Source organism: Pseudovibrio flavus, assembly GCF_009711345.1.
Lineage (GTDB): Bacteria > Pseudomonadota > Alphaproteobacteria > Rhizobiales > Stappiaceae > Pseudovibrio > Pseudovibrio flavus.
The window spans coordinates 70,980-87,957 of sequence record NZ_SMMA01000065.1 but is presented as its reverse complement, the minus strand read 5'-3'; the positions used below and the strand labels follow the sequence as shown (position 1 = coordinate 87,957).

At 53.4% G+C, this 16,978-nt stretch carries 16 protein-coding genes; 3 read left to right on the top strand and 13 right to left on the bottom strand.

The window, feature by feature from the left end:
* Nucleotides 1-23: 23 nt before the first annotated feature.
* From E1162_RS15550 to E1162_RS15530, 5 genes are all read right to left on the bottom strand, one after another.
* Nucleotides 24-2,960 carry an EAL domain-containing protein gene (locus E1162_RS15550; protein WP_371311976.1) on the bottom strand — a complete coding sequence of 979 codons (2,937 nt, stop codon included), beginning with the start codon at nt 2,958-2,960 and terminating at the stop codon, nt 24-26.
* 75 nt (nt 2,961-3,035) lie between these two features.
* Nucleotides 3,036-3,701, bottom strand: coding sequence for a GNAT family N-acetyltransferase (locus tag E1162_RS15545; RefSeq protein WP_371311975.1), 666 nt, complete (start codon nt 3,699-3,701; stop codon nt 3,036-3,038).
* Nucleotides 3,702-3,734: 33 nt separating this feature from the next.
* Nucleotides 3,735-5,006: a M16 family metallopeptidase gene (locus E1162_RS15540; RefSeq protein WP_155132957.1), complete on the bottom strand. Its 1,272-nt coding sequence runs from the start codon at nt 5,004-5,006 to the stop codon at nt 3,735-3,737.
* 1 nt (nt 5,007) lies between these two features.
* Nucleotides 5,008-6,414 (bottom strand): threonine synthase, encoded by a 1,407-nt coding sequence (thrC, locus tag E1162_RS15535; RefSeq protein ID WP_371311974.1) that lies wholly within the window; start codon nt 6,412-6,414, stop codon nt 5,008-5,010.
* 212 nt (nt 6,415-6,626) lie between these two features.
* Complete coding sequence (locus E1162_RS15530) at nt 6,627-7,223, bottom strand: YqgE/AlgH family protein (protein WP_155132951.1); 597 nt, start codon at nt 7,221-7,223, stop codon at nt 6,627-6,629.
* A gap of 192 nt (nt 7,224-7,415) precedes the next feature.
* Between E1162_RS15530 and E1162_RS15525 the strand changes: the two genes are divergently transcribed.
* Together E1162_RS15525 and E1162_RS15520 are read left to right on the top strand one after the other, a co-directional pair.
* Nucleotides 7,416-8,273: a protein-disulfide reductase DsbD domain-containing protein gene (locus tag E1162_RS15525; protein WP_257099044.1), complete on the top strand. Its 858-nt coding sequence runs from the start codon at nt 7,416-7,418 to the stop codon at nt 8,271-8,273.
* 120 nt (nt 8,274-8,393) lie between these two features.
* Nucleotides 8,394-8,879 (top strand): peroxiredoxin, encoded by a 486-nt coding sequence (locus E1162_RS15520; protein ID WP_155132945.1) that lies wholly within the window; start codon nt 8,394-8,396, stop codon nt 8,877-8,879.
* A 104-nt stretch (nt 8,880-8,983) separates the two neighbouring features.
* Here the strand turns inward: E1162_RS15520 and E1162_RS15515 are convergent, their stop codons facing one another.
* The 8 genes from E1162_RS15515 to coxB all read right to left on the bottom strand — a co-directional run bounded on the left by E1162_RS15515 (nt 8,984) and on the right by coxB (nt 15,925).
* A complete protein-coding gene (locus tag E1162_RS15515) occupies nt 8,984-10,042 on the bottom strand; it encodes an SURF1 family protein (RefSeq protein ID WP_155132942.1) in 1,059 nt (352 codons plus the stop codon).
* Complete coding sequence (locus E1162_RS15510) at nt 10,035-10,412, bottom strand: DUF983 domain-containing protein (RefSeq protein ID WP_155132939.1); 378 nt, start codon at nt 10,410-10,412, stop codon at nt 10,035-10,037. The genes E1162_RS15515 and E1162_RS15510 overlap by 8 nt, the downstream gene beginning before the upstream one ends.
* A 131-nt stretch (nt 10,413-10,543) precedes the next feature.
* A complete protein-coding gene (locus tag E1162_RS15505; protein ID WP_155132936.1) occupies nt 10,544-11,431 on the bottom strand; it encodes a cytochrome c oxidase subunit 3 in 888 nt (295 codons plus the stop codon).
* A 46-nt stretch (nt 11,432-11,477) separates the two neighbouring features.
* Nucleotides 11,478-12,080 (bottom strand): cytochrome c oxidase assembly protein, encoded by a 603-nt coding sequence (locus E1162_RS15500; RefSeq protein ID WP_155132933.1) that lies wholly within the window; start codon nt 12,078-12,080, stop codon nt 11,478-11,480.
* A 28-nt stretch (nt 12,081-12,108) separates the two neighbouring features.
* Nucleotides 12,109-12,264: a cytochrome c oxidase system small membrane protein gene (locus tag E1162_RS19600; protein WP_257099043.1), complete on the bottom strand. Its 156-nt coding sequence runs from the start codon at nt 12,262-12,264 to the stop codon at nt 12,109-12,111.
* A 2-nt stretch (nt 12,265-12,266) separates the two neighbouring features.
* Complete coding sequence (cyoE, locus tag E1162_RS15495; RefSeq protein WP_155132930.1) at nt 12,267-13,190, bottom strand: heme o synthase; 924 nt, start codon at nt 13,188-13,190, stop codon at nt 12,267-12,269.
* Between the two features lie 150 nt (nt 13,191-13,340).
* The gene (gene ctaD / locus E1162_RS15490) at nt 13,341-14,933 is read right to left on the bottom strand and encodes a cytochrome c oxidase subunit I (protein WP_155132927.1); all 1,593 of its coding nucleotides are present in this window, start codon (nt 14,931-14,933) and stop codon (nt 13,341-13,343) included.
* An 80-nt stretch (nt 14,934-15,013) separates the two neighbouring features.
* Nucleotides 15,014-15,925, bottom strand: a complete 912-nt coding sequence (gene coxB / locus E1162_RS15485) for a cytochrome c oxidase subunit II (RefSeq protein ID WP_155132924.1) — start codon at nt 15,923-15,925, stop codon at nt 15,014-15,016.
* 513 nt (nt 15,926-16,438) lie between these two features.
* Here coxB and E1162_RS15480 point away from each other — a divergent pair.
* Nucleotides 16,439-16,957 carry an invasion associated locus B family protein gene (locus E1162_RS15480; RefSeq protein ID WP_371311973.1) on the top strand — a complete coding sequence of 173 codons (519 nt, stop codon included), beginning with the start codon at nt 16,439-16,441 and terminating at the stop codon, nt 16,955-16,957.
* The last annotated feature ends 21 nt before the right edge of the window (nt 16,958-16,978 follow it).

The window sequence follows — 16,978 nt, the reverse complement described above, 5'->3', positions numbered from 1 at the left end:
TTCTAATTGATGCTTTTAGGCTCTTAGGAAAGAGCCTCACCCGATGCTGGGGTATAAGCTGCTGCTTGCTGCTGTGCCTGATGAGAGCGAGCATCTGCAAGCTGTTCTTTCAGCATCTTGTTCGCTTCGGTGAGTGTCATCGGCTGGCCATAGAGGTAGCCCTGCACGTACTCACAGCCCAGCTGATAAAGCTCAAGAACATCAGACTCCGTTTCCGCACCTTCAGCGACCACTTCCATACCAAGGTCATGCCCCAGCGCCACAATGGAACGCAGGATAACAGGACGTGCACTCTGGCCGTTGGACCGCACGAAGGACTGATCCACCTTGATCGTATCGAACTGGAAACGCTGCAGATAGCTGAGCGACGAGTAACCAGTGCCGAAATCATCGAGAGACAGACCTGCACCCAATCCGCGCAGACGCTCTAGAACCTTCACGGAGAACTCAGGGTTCTGCATGACGAGGGACTCAGTCAGTTCCAGCTTCAAAGTGCCCGGAGCCACTGCTGAGCGGGAAAGCACCGCCTTCACATCGTTGATGAGATCATGTTTCAACAACTGACGAGATGAGATATTGACCGAAACAGAGAGCGGTGCTGCAAAGCGATACTGGCGCTGCCACTGGGCAAGCTGCTTTGCGCTTTGCTCCAGAATGAACAGACCAAGCTCATTGATCACACCGGTTTCTTCTGCCAGAGGAATAAACTCGGATGGAGGGATCATGCCGCGTGTCGGATGTTCCCAACGGGCAAGAGCCTCAAAACCAGCGATAGACTTATCAGCAAGTCGAATAACAGGCTGATAGAAAACCTTGATCTGCTTCTTCTCAAGAGCTGCACGCAGGTCATTGTCCATCGCCAGAATATTCTGTGAGACCGGACGCAGAGTTGGGCGGAAGATCTCAACGCGATCACCGCCAACGCGCTTGGCGTGATTGAGAGCGATCTCTGCATCGGCATAAAGCGTGGACGCCTTTGCCTTTTCATCTTCGAGAATAGCAACACCCAAAGACGCAGTCAGGAAGACTTCCTGATCGCCAAAGGTTACAGGTACACGCAGCGCTTTACGAAGCTCTTCAGCCAGTTCAGCAATGCGGTCTGCCGCCTGCTCTGAGATAACCAGAACGCCAAAGGTATCAGCCGAAATGCGAGAAAGGGAATCCTGCGGCTTCATCAAACGGGACAAACGACGTGCCGCTGTGAGCAGCATAGTGTCGCCCGCAGACTGTCCGATAGAACCATTTACCTGACGGAAGCGATCCAGATCCAGAAGGATCACGGAAGGATGCGCTGCACCTTCGGTCTGACTACGAACGATGGCTGCCTGCAAGCGGTCCATGAAGATTTCACGGTTGGGCAAGCCGGTCAGGTTGTCGTGCACCGCGTCGTGCATCAAACGCTCTTCTGCGGTCTTCTGGGATGTCACATCAAGCAGAGTGCCAACACAACGGATCACTTCGCCGTCGCTGCCCAGAATTGGGCGGGCACGCAGCTTGAGCCAGAGGTAATGGCTGTCTTCACCCCGCAGGCGGAAAATCTGGTTCACTCGGCCACGACGCTGGTCGATGACTGCATCCAGTGTGCCACGGAACAAATCACGGTCCTGCGGGTGCAGGTAGTTCAGCCAATCGCGTGCAGGACCAGCCAACTCGCCCAGCTTGAGGCCGAGGGCTTCTTCCAGTTCACTGCTGGTCGTAATGCGGTCGCGATCAACGTCCCAGTCCCAGATGATGTCGCCGGAACCGGTCAGCGCCAGAGCCTTACGCTCTACGTCCGTTACGATGCCCTGCGAAATACCGCCGGATGCAAACGCGTGCTGCATAACGGTAAAACCGATCAGCAGAACAATAAGAACGAGACCACCAGCCAGAGCAGGCTGAACAAGGTCGTTGTTGATGTTGCCGGAGGTCGTAACAGCAGCGCCCACCATCCATGCCAAAAGCAAGAACCATGATGGGATGAGCATGATAGCGCGCTCATACCCTTTGAACGCCAAGCCGAGAATGGTCAGGAAACCGAGAACCGCAAACGAACCAAAGAAGATACGGGAGATGCCCGCAGCAACGTTAGGGTCCCAAAGAGCGACGGCGATCAGACCCAGCACCATCAAGCCCATTGCAAGGCCAAGGTGCGAATAATGGATGTGCCAGCGGTTGAGGTTCAAATAGGCGTAGAGGAAAACGATCAGAGACGCCGTCAAGCTGATTTCAGCGACAGAGCGATAGAACTGATCTTCTCCAAGTGTTGCCCCGAAAATGAGGTTCCAGAAGCCGAAGTCGATACACAAGTAGGCCATAACGGCCCAAGCAAGAGCGGCAGTTGCTGGAAACAGAACAGTACCCTTAACCACGAACAGGATGGTTAGGAAGAGTGCAAGCAGACCCGCAATACCAAGCACGATCCCCTTATAAAGGGTGTAAGCGTTGGTGCTGTCCTTGTAGGCATCCGGCGTCCAGAGGCGAAGCTCAGGAAGCTCCGGTCCCTTCATTTCCGCAACGAAGGTCACGACCGCGCCAGGGTCCAGCGTGATACGGAATACGTCAGCCTGTGCGGAGCTTTCGCGGGTAGGCGCAACACCTTGGCTAGGGGTCACGGAAATAATGCGGCGCTCGCCAAGGTCAGGATTGAAGATACCCGCGCCTGCCATCTTGTAGTATGGCGCAACGAGCAAGCGTTCAATTTGCTGATCACCGGGGTTGGACAACGCAAACACGGCCCACGAGGAGTGGTTGTTCGCGGCGGAGCGCACCTCGATACGGCGCACAATACCGTCTTTACCCGGAGCGGTGGAGACTTGAAGACTTGGCCCTGCCTCAGGATAAATGGAGATGATCTCCGTCAGATCCACGGCATCAACATCGCCGGGAACCGCAATCGCTTCCAGCGCCGTTGCCTGATTGACTGAAAGCGCAAAAAACGCGCTAAACCAAAGGGCTATGAATAGTCTTATAAAGTGCACCTGCACACTCCCCAGCGGTCATTGAGACCGAGAATTCCCGATGACCCTAAAAATGGCCAGACCCTGTGTACCGTGTCACAGAGCGTGTTTCACGTCTCCTTCGCCTTTAAGAGGCGATTTATCCCCACTCACCTCTATTGATGGCGATATCGTGTCAATAATACGGAGATCCTCACTTAAACACGCGAACAACACATGATCTTGCCACCTTCCGTTGATGTGGAGGTAATCACGGGCATAACCGATCTCATGAAAACCGACCCGTTTCAGTAGTCCGATGGATACTTCATTGCTTGGCAAGCACGCTGCTTCCACGCGGTGGAGCTTTTCATGCTCGAACATATGGCGCAAAAGGCGTTGGGTTCCACGGCGCATGTAGCCGCAGCCAGCATAACGCTGCCCCATCCAGTAGCCCATGGAAGCGGCTTGACTTACACCACGTCGAACGTGGGTGATATTGATGCCGCCAAGCAGTTGATGGGTTAGCCCGTTGAAGAGAAAGTAGGGAAAGCTGGTACCTGCGCGGCGCTCTGCCGAATAACGGCGAAGACGATAGCGGAACGCGGACTTACTCAGTTCGGTATCGGTCCACTTCGGCTCCCACGGCTGAAGAAAGGAGCGGCTCTCCTCTCTCAGTTCACGCCACTCTGCATAGTCAGCATGAACGGGCGGGCGAAGGTAGACACCTTCGCCAACCAAAATGTCATCGTGCGTTTGCCTGCTCCAGATCCTGGATATCACTGCTCACGCTCCTTCTGTTCCATCTTCTGCGTTTCACGCGCTAATGGAACTCAAGACCTCTTTAACTTGCTCGTGGGTCAGAATATCCGATTTCGGCCCGACGTGAACCAGTGTTGGAGCACCTGAGGAGAACATTTTTGCAGCAACACGGCGAATTTGCTCACTCGTCACGGCGTTAACGCGTTCTGTCAGTTCTTCAACGGAAATAATGCGGCCGTGGATCATCATCTGGCGGGCAATCTGGCCTGCGCGAGCTGTCGGGCTCTCCAGTGCCATGAGTAGGCTTGCCTTGATCTGCGCCTGAGCGCGCTGGACTTCCTTGTCATTGACAGAGGCAGAAATCTTTTTCAGCTCTTCCAGCACAACCGGCATAAGCTCGCTTGTGTTTTCTGGACCCGTGGCTGCATGAATTGCGAACAAGCCGTTGTCAGCAAACGCCCAGTGGAACGAATAGATCGAATAGCAAAGGCCGCGCGTTTCACGCACTTCCTGAAACAGGCGGGAGGACATGCCACCGCCCAGCACAGAAGCAAGGATCTGCGCTGCATAATAGTCTTCGTGATGGTACGGCAGACCTTCAAAGCCCAGAATAACCTGCACTTCCTGAAGGTCTTTTTCGATTGAGCAAGAACCGCCGTGGTAAGTAGCGGCAGGATACGCCTGCCCCTCACCCACTGGAAGGCTGCAGAACCGCTCGCTCGCCAGCTTTACAAGCTCATCATGATCAACAGCGCCTGCAGCTGCTACCACCATGCAGGATGCGCGGTAGTGATCTGCCATATATTCGCGGATAGCGTCTGGGCTGAAGCTGTTTACAGTTTCAGGCGTACCCAAAATAGGACGACCGATTGCCTGATCCGGCCAAGCTGTAGCGAGCAGAAGATCGAATGCCTGATCTTCAGGCGTATCATTGGCCGCGCCGATTTCCTGAATGATAACATTCTTCTCGCGGGCCAGTTCTTCCGGATCGAAGACACTTTCCTGCAAGATGTCAGCAAGGATATCCAAGCCAAGAGGCACGTCCTCGGCCAGCGTTCGCACGTAGTAGTTGGTGTGCTCAATGCTGGTCGAAGCGTTCATTTCGCCGCCAACGGCCTCGATTTCTTCTGCGATCTGCGGCGCACTGCGGGTCTTGGTGCCCTTGAAAGCCATATGCTCCAGAAGATGGGTGACGCCGTTCTGGCTCACCCCTTCCGAACGAGAACCCGCTTTCACCCACACGCCGAGCGCGGAGGTCTTCAGGTGCTCCATATGATCAGTGACGACAGTCAGGCCGTTTTCGAGAACCGTTGTTTTTACTGCCATGTTATGCGCCTGCCTTTACAGCACGGGCATTGGCTTCCACGTATTCTTCAACTGCCTTGGTTTCTGCCGGTAGAACGGTGAAACGCTCTTCACGGTCAAGAAGGTCTGCAAGGTGCAGAGGCAGAGCCGGACGAATGCCGCTTGCCGCTTCCACTGCATCAGGGAACTTAGCAGGATGAGCGGTAGACAGAACGATCATCGGCACGCCCTGCTCTTCGTTTTCCTTGGCAACCTTAACAGCAGTTGCTGTGTGCGGGTCCAACAGGTAGCCGGTTTCAGCCAGCGTTTCCTTAATGGTTGCAGAGGTCTGCTCTTCGTCACAGCGACCTGCGCCGAACATCAGCTTAATGTCTGCCAAAGCCTTTTCAGGAATATCGAAGGAGCCGGACTGCTTCAGGCTATCCATCTGGCGGCGTACAGTTTCGCCATCACGGTCCTGCGCTTCGAACAGAAGGCGTTCGAAGTTGGAAGAAACCTGAATGTCCATGGATGGAGAGATGGTTGGCACTACACCACGTGTTTCATAACGGCCGCTTTCCATGGTGCGGGCGAGAATGTCGTTGGTGTTGGTTGCGATAACCAGCTTCTTGATAGGAAGGCCCATCTTGTAGGCTACATAGCCTGCAAAGATGTCGCCGAAGTTACCGGTTGGAACGGTGAAGGATACTTCACGGTGCGGCGCGCCAAGAGCAGTCGCGGAGGTGAAGTAGTAAACCACCTGCGCCACGATGCGAGCCCAGTTGATGGAGTTAACACCAGCCAGAGCCACCTTCTCGCGGAACGGGAAGTTGTTGAACAGGTCTTTCAGGATCGCCTGACAATCATCAAAGTTGCCTTTGAGGGCCAGTGCGTGAATGTTTTCTTCCTTGCAGGTGGTCATCTGGTGCTGCTGCACCGGAGATACGCGCCCTTCTGGGAAGAGAATTACAACATCAGTCCGCTCGCGGCCACGGAATGCCTCGATAGCAGCGCCGCCGGTATCACCGGAGGTCGCGCCAACGATGGTTGCGCGTTTGCCCTGCTCTGCCAGCACATAGTCCATCAAGCGGCCAAGCAGCTGCATTGCAACGTCTTTAAACGCAAGGGTCGGGCCGTGGAACAGTTCCAGCACAAAGGTATTCGCGCCCGTCTGCACAAGCGGTGTAACCGCATCGTGTGCAAAGGTCGCGTAGGCCTCGCCGATCATTGTTTTCAGCGCAGTTTCAGGAATTGCATCGCCAACGAATGGAGAAATTACCTCAAAAGCAATCTCGGCATAGCTTTTGCCAGCCATAGATGCGATCTGGTCTTTAGAAAGCTGTGGCCACTCTTTTGGTACATACAGGCCACCATCGCGCGCTAGACCTGTGAGCAGAACCTCTGAAAAGTTCAGTTCTGGTGCTTCGCCTCGCGTACTTACGTATCTCACTTGCAATAACCCTTTTGATGAAGGTGTCTTTCGGGCGCAAATCCGCCCGTAATTAAGTGAGCGCAAACTAAACGTCTGCGCCCTTTGTTGCAAGGGATTGAACGCCCGCAATACCTGTTCTTTTACAGGCCAAAGGCTACTAATTGGCTCAATTATGCCCTATTGCGTGCGCCTCTACGGGCTTTCAACGTATGGAGGGTGAGTTTCGCAGATCAAGCGTGACCAGCTTGCGACGATAGCATGCCCGGATCGATACCAAGGATGCCTAGGGCTTTTGACCACTTGTTCTCAATATCGCTATCGAAGATCAAAGTGGGGTCAGCTTCACAAGTGAGCCAGCCGTTTGCCTGTATCTCCGCCTCCAACTGTCCCGGTGCCCAACCTGCATAGCCAAGCGCCAGCATAGCCTGAGCAGGACCGCGCCCTTCTGCAAGCGCCCTCAGGATCTCGACAGTCGCAGTTAAGCAAACACCATCACGGATCGGGAGCGAGGAACTTTCCAGATAGAAATCATCGGAATGCAGAACAAAGCCCCGACCCGTATCCACCGGCCCACCGCGATGGACTTCCATCTGGCGGAGGTTTAGCGGCAGAATTAACGGATCGTCCTCGGGTAGGAGGTTAAGCTGTTCCAACAGTTGATCGAAAGTGATGTTGGTGGCTTTCTGGTTCAGCACAATGCCCATGGCCCCCTCTTCGGAGTGGGCGCACAGATAGACGACCGTGTGCGCGAAGCGCCCGTCTTCCATCGTCGGCATCGCTATCAGATATTGCCCGTCCATGTAGGTAGTTGGGTCGCCATTATCCATGCGGCGATCTCTCCTGTGGCACTTAGCGAACTTTGCTATAGCCTACCTACCTGACAGCACATTGCAAATGAACTTCAGAGATTTTAGGAAGATGCACACATACAAGGTAAATTCTGTGTCCCTCTCGAAGTTGTGAAGCCACGCGGCAGAATGTCATTTTGGAGTATTGGTGGTTTGGTCTATGGAAAGAGGATGATAAATCCACTCAAAACAGCACTTTTTGCGATCATTGCACTTCCCCTCGCCACCCAAGCGCAGGCTGTGGAAACATTTGGCACAGACTGGACCCCTATTGAAGGTGGTCAGGTTCGCCTTGTCCGCGCCAGTGCTCCAGAGGCCGATGGTAGCTATCTAGCCGCATTCCAGTTCGAGCTAAAACCGGGCTGGCACATGTACTGGCGTTACCCCGGTGAAGCTGGTGTGCCGACTGAGGTGGATTTTTCCTCATCGACCAATCTGACAGATGCGCAGCTTATGTTCCCTGCACCGCAGGAGTACTTCGACGGTTTTTCCCGCAGCATCGTCTACAAGGACAAAGTGACCCTCCCTGTTCGCATAGAGCGCAAGAGCGACAAGCGGCCAGCGGTTGTTGTTGCCAAAATGGATTTTGGCATCTGCGAGAAGGTCTGCGTGCCCGTATCAACGGAGCTATCAACTACCCTTCCATCCGCAGGAAAGAAGGATACAGCTTCTGATGCCCTGTTTTACGATGCGCTAAAGAGTATTCCTCAAGCCCATGAAGCGGGAGACAACCAGATTACGGTCAGCCTTTCCAAAAACGGCAAGGAACCTGTTCTGGAGTTCACCAGCAAGGTGCAAGAGGGTGACACCGACCCTGCCCTGTTTGTTGAAGGGCCACCAATGTCCTATCACGGCGTTCCCAAACTCAAGGGCGTTAAGGGCGACGTTGCCACATGGCAGCTTCCAATGAACGGCCTTGCCCATGAAGGTAACACGCTAGACCTTGTTATGACCTTGGTAAGCGGGCAGAGAACCTTTGAGGAAACGCAGGAAATTACCCTACCGAAAGGATTTGCGGAGGCTCTTTAGCCTCCCTTTTTTTATTTTACCCCTTCCTCTTTACGCCGATCTACGTAATCTCTGGAATCGTAAGAGTGTGGTTTTTCGGTGCTCCCAAACCAGCACCCCCATTCAATTCAGGAGTATTCCATGACGATTAAAGTTGGAGAAACGCTTCCATCAGCAACCCTTTTTGTGCTGGGTTCCAGTGGACCGGAGGCTGTGAGTAGCTCCGATCTTTTCGCAGGCAAGAAGGTTGTTCTTTTCGCGGTTCCCGGCGCGTTTACGCCGACCTGTAGCGCGAGCCACGTTCCGTCTTATCGCGACCATGCTGACGAAATCCTCGCCAAAGGCGTTGATATGATTGCGGTGGTATCTGTAAACGACCCGTTTGTTATGCACGCGTGGGAAGAATCCAGTGATACCAAAGGCAAGATCAAGTTCCTTTCCGACGCGAACGGAGAACTGACCAAGGCTGTTGGCCTAGACATCGACATCTCCGCAGTCGGTCTAGGTGTACGCTCCAAGCGCTATTCCATGCTGCTGGACAACGGCACCGTGAAGGTGCTCAACGTCGAAGAAAATCCATCTGTTATGGAAGTTTCCGGCGCTGACGAAATTCTCAAGGCTCTGTAAGGCCTGACAAAAAAATGGCAGGGGCTTGCCCCTGCCATCAAACTCGCTGGTTCTATTTGGGTGATCTGCCTTAAAATGCATGCACACCCTGATTGCTCTTAGAGCTAGCTTTTACGCTTGGCACCCTTTGGATCATCATCCTCATAATCCGGCGGAGGTGTCAGACGTGGGTCTGCGTATTCTTCATCATCATCAAAGTCTTCGTCATCGTCATCTTCTTCACCAGCTTCCTGCCGTGCGGCTTTGCGCAGGGTAAGAATGTAAGCGATGTAAACGGCTAGAAGCGTTAGCGCGAGACCGAACCAAGTAGCAGCATATTGCAGGTGATTATTGCGGAACGTCATGCGCGTTTCACCGGCCTGCGGCAGGCCGCCAGACTCATTCAGGTTCTCCGTGAGATCAACGGAGTAAGGCGCAATCGGGAATTCCTGAAAACCCAGAGCACTACCCATCTTAACCGGTTCGCGGGCGTACCATTCACCTGTCTTGTTGTTTGGCTCAGGCGTAAACATGCTTGGCACTTCCGCCCTACGCGCAAGGCCCGTGATCGTTACGGTTTCCTTAGGCGGATGCGAACCAAGGCGGGTTTTGAACTCCCGCCGATCCAGCGGAATGAAGCCGCGGTTCACCATCAAGATCCAATGATCTTCCGTCACAAACGGTTGGAAGAGGAAGTATCCCTGCCCGCCAAGCGGCCCTTTCGGCTTTACCAGCGTGTCGAAATAGAAAAGCTCACCCATGAGGAACTGGCCGGTGACTTTAACCGGCAAGTAGTCGATATCTTCGTTGGAGAGGCCCTCCCACTCATCGGGAGCAGGCGGTGCTACAGGCGGCTGGACAGCGCGAGTGGTTGCAAACTCGACAAGCTGGTTCTTCCATGCAAGGCGCTGGAGTTGCCAAATACCGAGGCTCGTAAGAAACGCGAAGGAAACCAGAACGCAAATATTGAGGATCAGGTGCTTTCTCCAGAAAGGCACGGGCTTTTCACCCTCAGAGGCTTCAGCGTCCTCATCCGTATCTTTTCCGGCAAAATCGGCTTCTATCGCTTCCTGAAACTCTAGATCGTCTAGCTGTTTTGTAGGATCAAACTCCACTTGAACGTTATCGTCATGTTCAGGAGTATCGTTCTCTTCACGATCGGGTGTTTCTTTGTTTTCACTCATCGCGTTTCCCCTCAGACGCCTTGTTAAAGAATTGGAGGGCAATAATTAATCCCTTTAAAGGGCGTAAAACTACCAATGACAAAATGATTGTAAGCGGAAGCCAAATGACCAGATGCAGCCACATCGGCGGCTGATAGGCCATTTCAACCAACAGCACGCCGCCAACGATGACAAAGCCAAGGAACATAATAATGAATACGGCTGGGCCATCGCCCGGATCGGCACTCTCTAGCGATGACCCGCAGCTAGGGCAATGAGAACGCAACGTCAAATAACCTTTGAATATGGAGCTTTGCCCGCAGAAAGGACATTTTCCGCGTAGACCAATGCCAACAATTCGGGCCAGTGACATCTCGTTATTCTTTTCCATCTCTCGCATTCTATTGGCACTCTGCGAACAACCCAGAGTTCTTGTTTTTGGAAAGAAACAATCTTGAAACAATAAAGGCGGCACGCGCCGCCTTTACCTGTAGTTTCTGTGTAAATCCAAGCAACTAGTGCTTAGCCACCCCAGATGTAAACAGCGGCAAACAGGAACAGCCATACAACATCAACGAAGTGCCAGTACCAAGCTGCTGCCTCAAAACCGAAGTGTTTGTTTGGCGAGAAGTGGCCTGCAAGCACGCGCATAAAGCAGACGAACAGGAAGATGGTACCTACGATTACGTGGAAGCCGTGGAAGCCGGTGGCCATAAAGAAGGTCGCGCCGTAGATGTTTTCAGAGAAACCAAACGCGGCGTGGGAGTATTCGTAGGCCTGCAGTGCAGAGAAGATAATACCCAAGGCAACGGTTGCGATCAGACCCCACTTCAAACCTTCACGGTCATTGTGAATGAGAGCATGGTGCGCCCAAGTTACAGCAGTACCGGACAGAAGCAGGATAAGGGTGTTGAGCAGCGGCAGGTGCCAAGGATCAAAGGTCTCAACGCCTTGCGGAGGCCATACGCCGCCTGTGTGGGCAACACGGTCTACCTGAATAGCCTCACCTGCGAACAGGGATGCATCAAAGAACGCCCAGAACCACGCAACGAAGAACATCACTTCAGAAGCGATGAACAGCAGCATGCCATAGCGCAGGTGCAAAGAAACAACGCGGGTGTGATGCCCTTCGCGGGATTCCTTAACGGTATCGCGCCACCAGCAGAACATGGTGTAAAGCACGATGGCAAGGCCAATCGCAAACAGGCCCCAACCGGTCAGGTCGATACCATAGACGCTTTCGCCAGCTTCGTTCACGTATGGAAAGAAGCCTAGGCTATCGCCGTTGGACGAACGCATGAACGCGATCGAACCGATTGCAAGTACAAGTGCGCCCATTGATCCGAGAAACGGCCAGGGGCTCGGATCTATAATATGGTAATCGTGGTTCTTTTTATGTGCCTCGGCCATTCAATTGCTCCCAAATCCTCTGGGGTTTTTCCGCCTGAAGAAAAACCTAAAGCTTGTTTGGCGCAGATGATGCGTCCGGCGCTTCTACAGCGGCGGTCTGTTCTTCTGCGTCGACTTTAAAAAATGTATAGGAAAGCGTGACTTCCTTAATGTGACGAAGGTCTTCGTCCTTATCCATCTCAGGATCGATAAAAAACAGGACCGGCATGTCTATTGATTCACCAGAGGCCAAAGGCTGCTCGGTGAAGCAGAAGCAGTCGATCTTGTTGAAATAACCGCCCATTTCACTAGGCGAAACATTAAACGTAGAGGTGCCGGTGGTCTTGGCGCTCGCTAAATTGCGGGCCTCGTAAGCAACCTCTGCCATCTGCCCTAGTTTGACGCGCACAACCTTCTGCTTTGGGCCAAAGTCCCAAGGTAGATCGCTGTTGGTGTTCGCATCAAAGCGCACGATGATCTCGCGGTCCAAAATGGTCTGCGATGCCTCATCAGCGCGCTGGGTCGTGCCACCGTAACCGGTAACACGGCAGAACAAATCATAAAGCGGCACGGCGGCGAAGGCCGCGCCCAGCATACCAGCAAAGATGCCAACGCAAATAAGCGCGACTTTGCCGTTTTTGTTCTGCTGGTTGTTGCTAGTGCTGCTCATGGTGTTCCATCAAGTCCATTCGTCACGATTAAAGCGGACGGTCCATAATGCCCGGACCCAGCTTGATGATGGTCACCAAGTAGAACAGAGCGACAAGCAGGCCGAGGCTGATGGCAATCGCCATAGAACGGCCACGGCGCTTTTTAATCTGGTCTTGTGAGAGAACGTTTTTCTCAGTTGTCATTATTAAACTCCCAGTCCCAAGAGGTGCTCGATAAGAAGAGCTGCGAACAAGCCGGACAGATAAAGCAGAGAGAACTTGAAGAGCTTCACTGCTGCCTTGTGGGCTGCATCACCTTCACGGGTGCGCCACACCTGCACGGCGTAATAGAGGAAGCCTAGGCCAGCGACGGTGGAAAGAACCCCGTATCCAATACCCGCATAACCGAGCAGGTATGGAGACACGCCAATAGGCATCAAAATTACAGAATAAAGTAGGATCTGGTGGCGCGTCGCTGTCTCGCCAGCAGCCACCGGAAGCATAGGAATTTTCGCGGCCTTGTAGTCATCGTTCTTGAACAGAGCCAGCGCCCAGAAGTGAGGCGGCGTCCATGCGAAGATGATCATAAAGAGTGCGATGCTCTCGATGCTGACGGTGCCGGTAACAGCTGCCCAGCCAACAACGGGAGGAAGCGCGCCAGCGGCACCACCGATAACGATGTTCTGCGGCGTGCTGCGCTTAAGCCACATGGTGTAGATGACCACGTAGAAGAAAATAGTGAAGGCCAACAAGCCTGCGGCAACCCAATTGGTTGCAAGACCAAGCGTAACGACTGATCCGCCGGAGAGAGTAAGGCCAAACGCAAGGGCTTCTTGCGGTGTAACTTTGCCTGCAGGGATCGGGCGATTTTGCGTGCGACTCATAATGCGGTCGATGTCAGCATCCCACCACATATTCAGCGCACCCGATGCACCAGCGCCAATAGCAATGCACAGAAGCGCAACGAAAGACAGAACAGGGTGCTGTGTTGTTGGTGCAAGCACCACGCCCACAAGAGCGGTAAAGATGACAAGCGACATGACACGCGGTTTTAACAGCGCGATGTAATCGCGTACTTCACCGTGCCCGCCGGTTTCAGCAATTGTTTCTGTTTGCTCCATGAGCGTCATGTGCGTCCCCTCAACTCTTTCAGCCCCTTCCCTGATTGGAGCTGTGACCTTGCCTTCGGTGGCAGGTTCTCATTTTTGCTTGCTCGGCGTTTTCGCTCTTATTGGAGGAAGGCACCGGATGCGCCTTCCTCTTGTTCCGTCAAACTTTGCTTACTTGATCTTCGGCAGTGTCTCGAATTGGTGGAACGGAGGAGGAGAGCTCAAGGTCCACTCCAGAGTGTTCGCACCAACGCCCCATGGGTTATCGCCAGCAACGCGCTTCTTCATGAAGGCTTCCAGTACGCAGTAGAGGAAGATGAAGACAGCGAATGCGGAGATGTAAGAACCGATGGAGGAAACGTAGTTCCAGCCCCAGTAAGCATCTGGGTAGTCAGCATAGCGGCGTGGCATGCCAGCAAGACCCAGGAAGTGCTGAGGGAAGAACACGAGGTTCACACCGATGAAGGTTACGAAGAAGTGCAGGTTGCCCAGCCACTGGGAGTACATGTAGCCAGAGAACTTAGGGAACCAGTAGTACCAAGCCGCAAAAATCGCGAACACAGCACCCAGAGACAGAACGTAGTGGAAGTGAGCTACCACGTAGTATGTGTCATGCAGAGCGCGGTCGAGACCAGCATTTGCCAGCTGCACACCGGTTACACCACCAACGGTGAACAGGAAGATGAAGCCGATTGCCCAGATCATTGGCGTGGTAAAGGAAATGGAACCTCCCCACATGGTCGCGATCCAAGAGAAGATCTTCACCCCTGTCGGAACCGCAATCACCATAGTAGCGAACAGGAAGTACGCCTGTGTTTCAACGGAAAGACCAACGGTGAACATGTGGTGCGCCCACACAACAAAGCCAACAACACCAATGGCAACCATTGCGTATGCCATGCCGATGTAACCAAACACAGGCTTATTGGAGAAGGTGGAGATGATGTGCGAGATGATGCCGAATGCTGGCAGGATCAGGATGTACACTTCAGGGTGACCGAAGAACCAGAACAGGTGCTGGAACAGAATAGGGTCACCGCCACCAGCAGCTTCAAAGAAGGTGGTGCCGAAGTTACGGTCTGTGAGCAGCATGGTGATCGCGCCAGCCAGAACAGGCAGGGAGAGCAGTAGCAGGAACACAGTAACCAGAACTGACCATACGAACAGAGGCATCTTGTGCAGGGTCATACCCGGCGCACGCATGTTGAAGATGGTGGTGATGAAGTTGATCGCGCCAAGAATGGAGGATGCACCTGCAACGTGAAGAGACAGGATTGCAAAGTCCATAGCCGGACCAGGCTGACCGGAGGTGGACAGCGGCGGATAAATCGTCCAGCCACCACCAACACCGTTTGCACCTGGAGGACCCGGTACGAACAGGGACATCAGCAACAGGATGAACGCTGGCGGCAGAAGCCAGAAGGAAATGTTGTTCATGCGCGGGAACGCCATATCAGGCGCACCGATCATGATCGGAACAAAGTAGTTCGCGAAGCCACCGATAAGCGCAGGCATAACCATGAAGAAGATCATGATAAGCGCGTGCGAGGTGGTGAATACGTTGAACATGTGCGGATCGGAGAAGAACTGCATCCCCGGATCCTGAAGTTCCATACGAATACCAACAGATAGAGCACCACCGATGATACCGGCCATGATCGCGAAGATCAGGTAAAGGATGCCGATATCCTTGTGGTTGGTGGAATAGACCCACCGTGTCCAGCCTGTCGGGTGGTCATGTGCATGGGCGTCAGACGCGGCCATTGCTTTACTCCCTCATCAAATTTCAAAGGTGCGCCGGATCGGCCCCATTTGGACCCGGCGCAGCAATTCGGTAATGCCAGTTAGTTGGAAGCCGCCACGGTCAGGGTGTCGTCCGCACCCTTAGCTGCTGCGACCTTCTCTTTCTTGATCAGGGCTGCAAGCTTGGCGTTTGCTTCGTCAACGTCGGATTTGGCTGCTTCTGCCCAAACCGCGTACTGCTCTTTGGTTACAACCTGAACAGCGATTGGCATGAAGGCGTGGTCTTTACCGCAGAGCTCAGAACACTGGCCGTAGTAGATGCCGGTGCGCTCGGCGCGGAACCAAGTCTGGTTCAAACGGCCCGGAACAGCATCAATCTTCACACCAAAGGCAGGCATTGCGAATGCGTGGATTACGTCGCCAGCAGTAACCTGAACCAGAACGGTGGTATCAACTGGCACGACCATGTTGTAATCGGTCGCCAGAAGGCGCGGCACGTCTTTTTCAGTCAGGCCTTCAGAGGCCATCTTCTCGGCACGCTCTTCGTCGGACAGCATGATCGCGTCAAACGCGACATCTTCCATGCCCTCGTCAACGTACTCATAGCCCCAGTACCACTGGTAACCAGTAGCCTTGATAACCATGTCGTACTGCGGGATGACCTGCTGCATGAACAGCAAGCGGAAGGACGGAACTGCAATAACCACCAGAATGAGGATTGGAACGACAGTCCACACAACCTCAATCATGGTGTTATGGGAGGTTTTAGAAGCCTCCGGGTTGTTACGCTTGGAGAAGCGCACCACACAATAAATAAGCAGCGCCAGAACAAACAGCGTTACGGCGGTGATAATGATCAATGTAAAATTATTGAACCAGTGAACAAATTCCATCACCTCGGTTGCAGCAGGCTGAAAGCCCATCTGCCAAGGTTCCGGCTGTGCAGCTGATGCAATGCCAGCAGAAAACACAAGCGCGCCAACAAGCCCAAAGACTGTTGCTAGTGTTCTCATGTGACGTTCCCAGAGCTTCGTCACTTTTGCGCTCCCTCATTCCGTTTTTTAGGCCGCTGGTAGCGGCGAACTACTCGCCGACTTCACGGATTTCTTGCGTCCCGCTACGCGCGACACGACGGCCAAGATCAAATTTAACCCTGCGACACTCTAGCTCACATACGGGAAATACGCGATTCCACGTAGGTCGAAGCGACGTTTGGTCGCACGTTATTTTGATATGTATCAATGTTCTGGAGAGAAACCACAAGTTGGCCACGCTAGCAATGCTACCTAAGGTACTTTCACGCATGCGCAGCGCAACAATCCACGAAACTTAAGGATACTTTTCACGGGATAGGGAGATTTTTCGCTTAAAAACCCATGTTGATGGAATTATGTCGTTAAGGTGTAAATGCGACTTTCCATTTTCAACGGAAGCTGGAAAGCTCGCGGGCACAATCATTTACTAATCCCTATTGATTCGTCATTGCTTGGCATTCACAGGTTGAGCGTCGAACGGAGGAAGTTCGTTTGGATCTAGTTACCCGCTTCTCACGCCTTGTCGTGGCACTTGCAACAACAGCGGTTTTGAGCGTTGGCATCACCTTCCCAGCAATGGCGCAGGGTGAGGTTCGTTCCGTCTATAATGACTGGCAGCTACGTTGCGACACACCTCCAGGCGCGCCATCAGAACAGTGCGCACTTATCCAAAACGTGACTGCAGAAGACCGTGACAACGTTGGCCTTACCGTTATCGTGCTGAAAACAGCCGACAAGCAGGCAGACATTATGCGTGTTCTGGCTCCGCTCGGTGTGCTGCTGCCATCCGGCCTTGGCCTTCGCATTGACGACAAGGATATCGGCCGCGCTGCCTTTGTGCGCTGTCTGCCAAACGGCTGTGTAGCAGAAGTGATGATGCAGGATGACCTGCTCACCCACCTGACCACCGGCAAGCTTGCGACCTTCATCATCTTCCAGACACCGGAAGAAGGCATCGGCATTCCGATTGCACTTGAAGGCTTTAAAGAAGGCTATGCGCAGCTGAAATAAGCGCTCAAGCCTCCAAGAGTT